This is a genomic window from Streptomyces viridochromogenes (assembly GCF_001270495.1).
Taxonomy (GTDB): domain Bacteria; phylum Actinomycetota; class Actinomycetes; order Streptomycetales; family Streptomycetaceae; genus Streptomyces; species Streptomyces viridochromogenes_A.
Window position 1 is genome coordinate 46,514 of the sequence record NZ_LGUR01000254.1, and the last position, 9,909, is coordinate 56,422.

At 69.7% G+C, this 9,909-nt stretch carries 8 protein-coding genes and 1 pseudogene; 3 read left to right on the top strand and 6 right to left on the bottom strand.

All coding sequences use genetic code 11. The annotated features are described in order from the left end of the window. Positions 1-9: 9 nt before the first annotated feature. Positions 10-1,665, bottom strand: coding sequence for an N-6 DNA methylase (locus tag ADK36_RS41705; protein WP_048586299.1), 1,656 nt, complete (start codon positions 1,663-1,665; stop codon positions 10-12). A gap of 122 nt (positions 1,666-1,787) precedes the next feature. On the opposite strand from ADK36_RS41705, the gene ADK36_RS49300 reads away from it, so the two are divergent. The 3 genes and pseudogenes from ADK36_RS49300 (at position 1,788) to ADK36_RS41715 (ending at position 3,411) form a co-directional block, all read left to right on the top strand. Beyond that, complete coding sequence (locus ADK36_RS49300; protein WP_159029312.1) at positions 1,788-1,949, top strand: hypothetical protein; 162 nt, start codon at positions 1,788-1,790, stop codon at positions 1,947-1,949. Positions 1,950-2,343: 394 nt separating this feature from the next. Continuing rightward, complete coding sequence (locus tag ADK36_RS41710; protein WP_048586298.1) at positions 2,344-2,736, top strand: hypothetical protein; 393 nt, start codon at positions 2,344-2,346, stop codon at positions 2,734-2,736. A 5-nt stretch (positions 2,737-2,741) separates the two neighbouring features. Then, positions 2,742-3,411, top strand: a pseudogene (locus ADK36_RS41715) (nucleotidyl transferase AbiEii/AbiGii toxin family protein). 756 nt (positions 3,412-4,167) lie between these two features. On the opposite strand, the gene ADK36_RS49305 reads toward ADK36_RS41715, so the two are convergent. From ADK36_RS49305 to ADK36_RS41740, 5 genes are all read right to left on the bottom strand, one after another. Then, a complete protein-coding gene (locus ADK36_RS49305; protein WP_159029311.1) occupies positions 4,168-4,305 on the bottom strand; it encodes a hypothetical protein in 138 nt (45 codons plus the stop codon). A gap of 238 nt (positions 4,306-4,543) precedes the next feature. Further along, on the bottom strand, positions 4,544-5,992 hold the full coding sequence (locus tag ADK36_RS41725; RefSeq protein ID WP_048586296.1) for a tannase/feruloyl esterase family alpha/beta hydrolase: 1,449 nt from the start codon (positions 5,990-5,992) through the stop codon (positions 4,544-4,546). A 161-nt stretch (positions 5,993-6,153) separates the two neighbouring features. Continuing rightward, the gene (locus tag ADK36_RS41730; RefSeq protein WP_048586295.1) at positions 6,154-8,043 is read right to left on the bottom strand and encodes an AMP-binding protein; all 1,890 of its coding nucleotides are present in this window, start codon (positions 8,041-8,043) and stop codon (positions 6,154-6,156) included. A gap of 243 nt (positions 8,044-8,286) precedes the next feature. Next, positions 8,287-9,531 (bottom strand): PucR family transcriptional regulator, encoded by a 1,245-nt coding sequence (locus ADK36_RS41735; RefSeq protein ID WP_234330071.1) that lies wholly within the window; start codon positions 9,529-9,531, stop codon positions 8,287-8,289. 179 nt (positions 9,532-9,710) lie between these two features. Then, a partial coding sequence (locus ADK36_RS41740) for a winged helix-turn-helix transcriptional regulator (RefSeq protein WP_199830362.1) occupies positions 9,711-9,909 on the bottom strand: 199 nt, incomplete at its 5' end.

Consider the following 9,909-nt stretch of genomic DNA (forward strand, 5'->3'; position numbering starts at 1 on the left):
CCCCGGTCCTCACTCCTCCGGTGCCAGGGCGCCCGTCGCGAGGCCGTCACGGGCGACTTCGGCGAGCTGCCGGGTCAACTCGTCGACCTCACGCATTCCTTCCTCGAACGCGGACAGGGCTCGGAAGGCGGAGCCGTACCGGCGCTGCTCTTCGATGCCCATGCGGGGGATGCGTGAACCCCGGCTGTCGAACCGGTATGTCCCGCTGGCGCTTGTGGACCGGCGGGTGTTGACGGAGCTGCGCAGAAATCCTTGCAGGTAGTCCGTGTCGAGCTGCTCGCTGGCCGAGACCGGTTCCGGACCGTCGTAGGCGACGAGTCCGGCGCGTGCGAGTTCGGCGACGCTGGTGGTGGCGCCGTCCAGTGACCCCGGTCCGCCGCCCGGAGCGAGTTCGGGCAGAAGGGCGGCGAGTCGGCGGATGCGGTCCTCGATCTCCTTGCGCAGGGCCGCGTACTCACCGGGGTAGTCGCGGTGCCGGGACCGGAGATGGCTGCCGGGGGTCAGGTCGACGGTGTCGTCGAGGAGTTCGATCAGCGGCACGTCGGCGATCTGGTCGGGGCGTGGTTCGAGGCTTCCGTCGGGGCTGTTGCCCGTCAGGTCCACCATGCACACGGTGTGGTTGGTGTCGGCACCTGCCGCGTTCTCGGGTCGCCGCAGGCACCACAGATGCACGGGCAGGGCGTGCGACGTCGCCGTCCCCGGCGGCAGGGCGACCACTTGGCGCACGATGCCGCGTCGGACGAGTTCCGCCCGGATGCGGCGGCCTGCCTTGCGGTAGGCGACCGAGGCCGGCATGACCATGAGGACCTGACCACCGGGCAGGGTGTGCGCGTAGGCGTGCTGGAGCCACGCCAGCTCCCCTTCGGCCTTGGACGGGGTACCGAGTTCCCAGCGGGAGTCGAGCAGCAGTTCCTCTCGTCCCCACTCGGTCACGCCGGCCGGTGGGTCGCAGACGACCAGATCCGCCTTGAGGTCCGGCCATTCGTCCGCGCGGAGGGAATCACCTGCCACGATGCGCACACCCGACCGACCCAGGAGGTCGGCACGGAGCTGTGCGAAACGGGCGCTGTCCGCCTCCACCTCCTGGCCGCGGCAGCGCATACCGGCCTCGGCGGCGACGGACAGGAGCAGCACCCCGATTCCGCAGGCAGGATCGAAGACCGTGGCGCCGGCCGGCAGCTCGGGAGCGAAGTGGCACACGGCACGTACCACTCGCTCGCCAGTCACCTGGTCCGATCCCGCACGCCGAGCGGAATCCATGAACCGTTCTGTCAGGCCGCTCACGAGGTCGACCGGCGCTCCGGATTGAGCAAGCCCTTGGACACGGGTGGCGACGTCATCCGGCAGGCTCGACTCAGGCTCTCCGGCCAGCACCGCGGCGACCTCGGCCAGGCCCACGACCATTTGTTCCCCGTACGCGGCGCGCATGGCCTGCCACAACTCGACCTCGGGTGCCACCTCCTGGCCTTTGCGTTGCCTGTCCAGCCATTCCTGGACGTCCGCGAGCGCGTAGAGCGGACTGTTCGCGGCGCCTCCGGCCGGCGCGGGGAAATCTTCGTGGCGCCGACGCCAATTGGAGACAGCGGCCCGAGTGACTCCGGCCAGACGAGCGATCTCGGCGCCGGTGACAAGCGGGCCGTCCGATGAAGCGGCGTTGTCCGTCATAACCCCAGCGTACACGGACAGTCCACTCATTTTCCGTCATGAATCATGTTGACGACGTACACGAATCGACGTCAACATCTGGCGTGTACTCGGTCGGTCCCTTGAGGCACCGGAGGCACACCGTGGCATCGAACACCGCCGTACGCACCGTTTACCGACTGTCCGGCGTCGCCCCCACCCCGGAGGGCATGCTGTACGCCCTTGACCTCGAACTTCTGGACGGACTCGGTGCCGATCCGCATTTACCCGAGGCGCTTGGAGTTCCCGCCGTGTACATCACCTGACGATGGAACGGTCGAGGTTTGACGGCCGGGCAGGCCGGTCACACGCCTCTCTGCGGTGAACTGATGGCACGTCCGGTGCATGTAGGTGCCAGGTCAGGATCCCTTTTCCACCGGCTCAAGAACCGCCACACACTGCACATGATGAGTCATCGGAAAGATGTCGGTCTGAGCACGGCAGGGAAACCCGCAGGTCAGAGCAGGTTTTTCGGCTCACTGTCCCGCGTGCGGGCGCCCGGAGCGTCAAACGAGCGTCACGGCTGACAGCCCGTCGCTCCCACTCGGGGCAGACCGAGCTGCCACGACCAGCTTCTCCGGCAGGCTCTGTCCCACTCACTCCAGAGGCCAGCTGGCTCATCATGACCCGCTCCACTTCTCCGGCCGCCATAATGGACTCATGCCGTCCAGCCCACAGCGTCCTGCACCCGCACCGAGCGACCTCTCAGGCGCGGTCGCCGAGGACCTCGCGCTGTACCGGGAGAAGTTCCGGCGACGTCTGCCGGAGTCGCTGGACGAGTTGCAGGGCCCGACCAAGGGGATCGTGGATCTGCCGCTGCATATTGCTTGGTCGGGGATGACCTCGTACGACATGAGCAAGCCTCGCCAGCGCATGGGCCTGTACCGCACCGTCCTGCACGAGGGCCTGCTAGACGACCTGCCCCGGTACCTCAACCAGGACCTGCTCCTCCAGCTGTGGCCCGTGCTGCGCACCCTCGTCGGTCGCACCGTGCGCGCCGTATGGGAAGACGCCTTCCCCCAGCTCGCCTCCCGCACCCGAGCAGCCGCGTGACGGACATGCCGGAGCTGCACACGCGGCTCCTGGCGGATGTGATCGCGCTCGGCTCCCGGTATCCCCTGGTCCTCACTGGCGGATATGCCGTGCGGGCGCACCGCCTCGTGAACCGCCCCAGCCAGGACCTCGATGTCGCCACCGAGAACCCGGCGCCCATGGCCGATATCGCGGCCGCGCTCCGTAGCGGTCTCGAAGCGCGGGGGGTGGCAGGTGCAGGCGCTGGAGACCGCCCCGCTGTCCGCCCGCTTCACCGTGTCCGATCCGGCGACCGGGCAGGAATGCGAGGTCGACATCCTCAAGGAGATCTTCTGGCGGCCGGTCGCTCAGAGCCCGTACGGGCCCGTCCTCGCGGAGGAGGACGTGATCGGGACCAAGGTCCGCGCCCTCGCCGACCGCGGAGCGCCCCGTGATCTGATCGACGTGTTCGCAGCCTCACGCCGCTGGACCAACGCCGAGCTCGAGGAGTTCGGCCGCCGCCACGCCCGCGGCCGCTTCGAGCGCGAGGACCTCCAGGCGAACCTCACGGGCGCTGAGTGGACCGATGACGAAGCCTTCGCCGCCTACGGAGTGGACGATGCCACCATCGCCGCTCTCCGCGCATGGGCCGTGGAGTGGGCCGACGACCTCGCGGCCCACCTCCTCGAAGAGACCGATGACCGGGAAATCGACTGATCACGCCCGGACCCCCACACGGCGCTAGGCACCCAGACGGGCTATGAGACCCAGCAGTACCCTGCCGCTGCCGCCTATCGTGACGCTGCTCCCTGCACTGAGCCGAGCGGAGTCCTGGCCGTGAAGTACGCATTGTCGGAGAAGCAAGCCGCGATGCTGCGAGAGATCGCGACGGCCGCCGAGGCCGTGGTCCTCCCGCCAAAAGCCATCCATACGGCTGCGGCGCTTGAGAAGCGCGGATTGATCAAGAGGACGTGGCGCAGCAGCGGGCCACCAGTCGCGGTCGTCACGGCTGACGGCCGCTACTACCTCGAGCACGGAAAGCACCCTCGCGAGGTGCAGGCAGCAAAGGAACAGCTGGAAGACGACGCTGACGAGGCTGCCCGTGCCCCTGCCGACGGAGTCGAGCTGGTCTCCCGGCTGCGCCGCTCGGCCTCGGGGAAGCTCACGGTCTCTGATCCAGGTCCTCAGACGAGGGGGCGGTGGCGGGCTGCCTACTACGACGCGCTGCACCACGGTCGCGTGCCGGAGGGGCACAAGCTGCGCTGGTCCGGTCGGCAGCGAGGCGACTGCGTCTTTGCGCTGATCGGCGAGGAAGCGGAGAAGGCGGCCCAGCCTCCGCCGGTGCCGGCTGTCGACGTGCCCGCGAGCGTGGGCCGCCCTCACCGTCTGGTCCTCGCGACGCGCAAGGCTCTCGGCAGGTCCCGGACCGTGGTCGACACCCGGGGCAAACCCGAGGCCATTCCCCTGTACGTGTCACGTTCGCTGGTCGACCGCGCTCTGCGGATCATGCACGCGCTCCTGACCGAAGCCGAGAACCGCGACCATGGGGTGGAGACCCGGACCGATCTCGTCCATGGGGAAGCCGTACACACGCTGGTCATCGTCATCCACGGCCGGGCCTTCCCCCTCGCCCTGATGGAACGGACGACCAAGGTCCCGCACGAACCGACGCCCCAGGAAATCCACCGGCAACAGCACAGTCCCGGGTCAGGGCGAGGCGATCACTTGCCGATCCGAGAGCGCGACTTCGATTCGCGTCACCCTCTCCACGATGAAGCCCCCAGGTCGAAGACGTGGGGGCTTCACGGTCGCCTTCCGGTGGTCCGTGCCGGCCGAGACGCTCAGCGCGTCACTGGTGGCCGCTGCAGCGGAAGTTGGCGGCGTCGTTCGTGCTGCCGTGTCCGTCGTAGCGGGCGACGGCCGGCCACCGGCACAGCGGCCGGCTCATGGGCCCGTTCTCGGCGCGCAGTGTGGTGGGGGCCTTGCCGTGTTCGACCCACTTCACCAGGGCCGCCAGTGGTTCGGCCGGGGCGGCGCCGGAGCCGCCCCGGCAGTGCCCCACGCCGGGGGCCGTGAAGAGACGGGCGAAGTTCTCGGTCTTCGCCCGGCCGCCCATCGCGGCGGTGACCTGCTCGTAGTAGCGGGTCGTTCCCTGGGAAGGGATCAGCTGGTCGGCCAGGCCGTGCCAGAGGAGCAGTTTGCCGCCGGCGGCGCGGAAGGCGCTCAGGTCGGGGTCGTCCGTGCCGACCACGGGGCCCCACTCCTGACGGGAGCGTTCGAAGTAGTGGGTGAAGTTGGCCATGGTCAGGCGGTGCCAGTCGAAGGACGGGTCCTTCGCCAGCCAGTAGGTGAACCAGCCCGACGCGAGGGGCGTCGGGACCCCGTCACCGTTCGCGGTGGCGGCGAGTCTGGCGAACGAGGCGCCGGGCAGGATTCCGTACCACAGGCGGCGACCGTCCGGGCGTCGCGGCCCGTCCCAGATCTTTTTCACCACGGCCGCGTCCTTGGCCGTGATCGTGCCGCAGGGGGTCACGGTGCCGACCAGCGAGGTGGGGTTGAAGCGGCAGGTCCGGGGGTCCGCGATGACGCCGTCGGTCACACCGTCCCGGCTGTCGCACGCCGCTGTGACCGCCTTGTCGACCGCGTCGAACTTGCACGAGGGCACGAAGTCGCCGAGCTCGTGCATCACGACCTGGGGCCACATCGCCGCGGGGAGGAACCGGTCCGCCTGGATCGCCGGCGCGCCGGCCAGGATGCCGTCGTAGTCGCGGGGCTGGACCTGCGCTTCCTGGAGACCTTCCCTGCCGCCGTTCGAGCAGCCGTTCCAGTACGAGTAGGTGGGCGACTTCCCGTAGAACGCCTGAGTGACGGCCTTGCCCTTGACGGTCGTCTCGTGCAGCGCACGCGAGAGGAAGTCGTTGATCAGGGACGCGTTCATGCCGGTCGGGGACCAGGCCCACGAGGCGTCGCTGGAGTCGGCGGTGTGACCGGAGTCGGAACCCGCGGCGGCGTAACCGGTCTTCGCCGCGCTCTCCGTGTCCGGGACGGAGCCGTTGAAGCCACCGCCTCCCACCCCTTGGAAGCGCCCGTTCCAGGTGCCGACGGGCAGTGACACGCGCATGTGGATGCTCTGGGGAACCAGCAGTTCGACGTTGCAGATCACCGGAGTGGTGGTGGTCTGCCAGGCACTGGTGACCGTCGTGCCGTCCGGAAAGCGCAGAGCCGTGAGGCTCTCGCAGGACCGGACCGGCTGGCCGGGGCCTGTGTTCGCGGCCGCGCTCGCCCCGTGGACCGGCATGGCGCAGAGCCCTGCCGCGAGGATCAGGGATCCCGAGATCGCGAGCCGGCGTCGGGCGGGGCCTCGCGGGGATGGTGCATGCTCGGCGCTGCCGGCTGAAGGCTTCCCCTTCATGCCCGCTCACCTCCCTCTTTCTTTCTTGGCTGGGCGGATGGGGCCGGTCAGCGGTCGGCCGGCTCGTGGATGTCGGAGGGGATCGGGTCGGCGTACAGTGCGGCGATGTCCGCGTCGTACTTCTCGGCGACCTTCTGCCGCTTGAGCTTCAAGGTGGCGGTGAGTTCATCGCTCGTCGCGTCCCAGTGCGCGGGAATCACCCGGAAGCGCTTGACCTGCTCCACGCGTGCCAGCCGGCTGTTGCCCTCGGCCACCGCGGCTCGCAAGGCGTCGATCAGCAGGGGGGATCGGGCCAGGGAGCGCGGGTCCGGCGGCAGCCCGTGCTCGGCGGCGAAGGCCGCCGCGGCCTCGGCGTCCAGGACGAGCAGCGCGGTGATGTAGGGGCGGCTGTCGCCGATGGCCATAGCGGTGCCGATCAGGGGACTGGCGGTGGTGAGGGCCGTCTCGACCGTGACGGGCGAGATGTTCTTGCCCCCTTCGTTGATGATCAGGTCCTTCTTGCGGTCGACGATGGTCAGGTAGTCGTCCGCGTCGGACACGATGACGTCGCCGGTGTGGAACCAGCCGTTCCGGTCGAAGGCTTCGCGGGTCCGGTCGGGGTCGTTGCGGTACCCCTTCGCCACCGACGGCCCCCGCACCAGGAGTTCGCCGTCGGCGGCCCGGCGTGCTTCCAGGCCGGGCAGCAGTGTGCCGATGGTGCCGAAGCGTGCCCGCGCGGGCGGGCTGACGGCACCGAAGCAGCTCAGCTCGGACATGCCCCAGCCCTCGCAGATGGGGACGCCGAGCGCCGCGAAGAATTCGAGGGTCGCCGGCGGCGTGGGTGCCGCGCCGGTCACCGCCCACCGCACCTGGTCCAGCCCCAGACGGGACCGCAGGGCGGACAGGACGCCGGCGTCCGCCTCGGCATAGGCGGCGGAGAGCTCGTCGTCGACCGGCTTGCCCGCCTGCAGCAGGCGCGTACGCCTGAGGCCTGTCTCCAGCGCCGCCCCGACAGCCCTCTGCCGGGCCGCGTCCGGCTCGCTCTCGATGCCGAGCTCCACGGCCTGCTTGATCTTGTTCCAGACCCTGGGGACGGCGCACCAGATCGTCGGCCGGCAGTCCGGCAGCGCCTTGCCGATCTCCTTGATGTCGGGCACCACGGTGACCTGCACACCGAAGATCGCCTGTGCGTACAGGCAGGTGAAGCGGTCGACGATATGGGCGGAAGGGAGGTAGGAGGTGGTCCGGTCGCCGAAGCGGAAGTCCAGTACCTGTGCCACTCCCGCGGCTTGGGCGAGCAGGTTGGCGTGCGTGATCTCCACGCCCTTCGAAGGGCCGGTCGTTCCCGAGGTGTAGATCAGGGTGAGTACGTCGTCCGGCTGGACTGCGCGCCAGGTCGCGTCGAAGTCGAAGGAGGTGTTCGCCCGGCCACGGGCGCGGAGGGTTTCCAGGCTGAGGGTGCCGTCCGCCGGCTTCGCTTCGTCGCCGTACGTCAGGGTTTCGTCGTCGGCGGTCCTGGTTTCCTCGCCGCCCGCCGGGACTTCGTCGCCGTCCACCAGGATGAGGTGCTCGACGGCCACACCGGATTCCCGGACGACGGGAAGGTACTGGGTCTCGCACACCAGCACCCTGCTGCCGGAATTACGCAGGACGTGGGCGAGTTGGGCCGCCGGCAGGGTGTTGTAGACGGAGAACGGGATGGCGCCCAGGTGCTGGGCCGCGAGGTCGACAGGGAAGAACTCGACCCGGTTGGTCATCATCAGCGCGACGGTGTCACCACGCCCGACTCCGAGCCCGGCCAGGCCGGCCGCCAGGAGGCGCACGTCCTCGGCGAGGGCCCGCCAGGTGACGGTGCGCGTCGCGCCCACGGTGCGCAGGGCCATCGTGTCGGGCGCGACGGCTGCCGTGCGCTGGAAGGCGTCGCAGAGCGTGGCGGACATGGGTCTGGGGTCGGTCATCTGGATCAGTTCCCGTCGATCGGCTCCGTACCGGAACTCACGCTCGACAGGCCCGACGCGCACCTCTACGGCGGCGCCGGCAAAGCCGCGGCGTGAGCGCGCGGGTTCGACGACGGCAACGCTAGGCATCCGTGGCGCGTAGGGCATCGGGCATGACGCCCAACAAAGCGGCCGCCGCACTGTGATCGGATCACACCCCTGTGTCGGGAGGTGATCAAGTCTCCACCTGTGGAGGTGACCGGGTCACACCGCGGTGCCGGAGCCGCCTCCGAACAGTCTGATCGCGATCAGCAGCTCCTGGAGGTCGGCGAGCCTGCGCAGGTCGCACCCCGTCCGTTCCTCGACACGGGCCAGACGGTGATGTGCGGTGTTGATGTGGACACCGAGTCGCTGGGCCGCGGCCTTCACGTTCAGATCGTTGGCCGCGTACTCCTCCACTGTTCTGATCAGGGTGCCGTCCGTCCGGGAGTCCTCGGCCACGAAGGTGCGGAGCGCCGCTGGCACCATCCGTGCGGCGGTCTCGTCCGCTCGAAGGGTCAGATAGTCGAGCACACTGAGATCGGACAGGCAGACGACGCCACCGTCCGGCGGCAGAGTGCCCAGCGCGGAGACCGCCTCGTGGTACGCCTTCCCCAGATCGGCGACGGTGTCGTACCGCGTGCTGATGCCCACTGCCAGCCGTGTCCCCTGGTCGGCGAGCGTCCGCCAAGCCGTCCTCACGGATTCCCCGGACACACTGCCCACCCTGTCGCGCAGCGCCCGCACGATCACTGTCTCGTCCTGCCGCAGCACGGTCAGCGCACGAGCCGGGTCGCCCGCGGCCTGCCCGAGAAGCGAGGCGGCGGAACGCAGACTGTAGGGGTCGCCGACGGGACCCACGGGCACCGCGACCACCACGGCACACGGCGTATCGGGATGCAGCCCGGCCTTCGTGGCCGCGGTCAGCCGTGGTCCCGGCGCCGGCTCCCGCCCCGCGATCAGGTCTTCGAGCAGGTCCCGACGCACCCGGTCGCCTTCCACGGCCAGGAACTGTTCCTCGTCCAGATAAGCCCGGGCCGCGACCGTACTGCCCCGGTTGATCAGTTCCATGACGAGTCCGCACGCTTCCAGCGCGACGTCACGCCCGCCGGTCGTGTGCACCGCCCAGTCGGCGATCGCCTCCCACATCACGCGGTGCGCGATGCGCAGCGCGTGCATGAAATCCACCAGGGGCATACCCTGCCGTGCCCGCCGCGCGGCATGCGGGCGGACGAACGCCACGTCGTCGTCCGTGACCGGTCGGTCGCGGGCCAGGCTGACACTGAGCACGTCGACCGCCTCCGTCACGTGGGCCACCACGTCGGCCAGCAGCGCTTCGTCCACGAGGGCGGCGTAGCCGGGAATCTCCGTCCGCATGGCCTCCAGAGCCGCCTCGGCCAGTGACTGCCGCTGAGCGGCGATGATGTCGGCCACCTCACCGAGGGCGGCCACCTGACCTGATCGGCGCATCACGGCCTCAGCCTAGGGCCTGTCCGGGGTCACCCTGCGGTTGTCCGGGCTCGTGATCAGCGATCGGACACGTCGGCCCCGTCCGCCTGACCCGCACGCGGACCACCCACGATCCCGCCATCGGCGGCGACCCGCCGTACGGAAGCCGTTGTGCGCCTGCCGTGCGTGGCGGCGAGCGGTCAGGGCTTCGGGTCGACGGTGTGGGTGCGCCGGTAGTGGTCGTAGTCGCTGGTGTGCTCTTCGGCCCAGTTCTGCAGGTGTTGCAGTGCGGCGGTGGCGCCGCGGGCGAGGTCGGTCAGGTCGTACAGCACCGTCGGTGGGCGGCTGGTGTGCACGGTGCGGGTGATCAGTCCACCGGTTTCGAGGTCGCGCAGGGTC

Coding starts and splice junctions, on each gene's coding strand:
- ADK36_RS41705 (WP_048586299.1), bottom strand. CDS start 1,665: ATGACGGACAACGCCGCTTCATCGGACGGCCCGCTTGTCACCGGCGCC.
- ADK36_RS41710 (WP_048586298.1), top strand. CDS start 2,344: ATGCCGTCCAGCCCACAGCGTCCTGCACCCGCACCGAGCGACCTCTCA.
- ADK36_RS41725 (WP_048586296.1), bottom strand. CDS start 5,992: ATGCCGGTCCACGGGGCGAGCGCGGCCGCGAACACAGGCCCCGGCCAG.
- ADK36_RS41730 (WP_048586295.1), bottom strand. CDS start 8,043: ATGACCGACCCCAGACCCATGTCCGCCACGCTCTGCGACGCCTTCCAG.
- ADK36_RS41735 (WP_234330071.1), bottom strand. CDS start 9,531: ATGCGCCGATCAGGTCAGGTGGCCGCCCTCGGTGAGGTGGCCGACATC.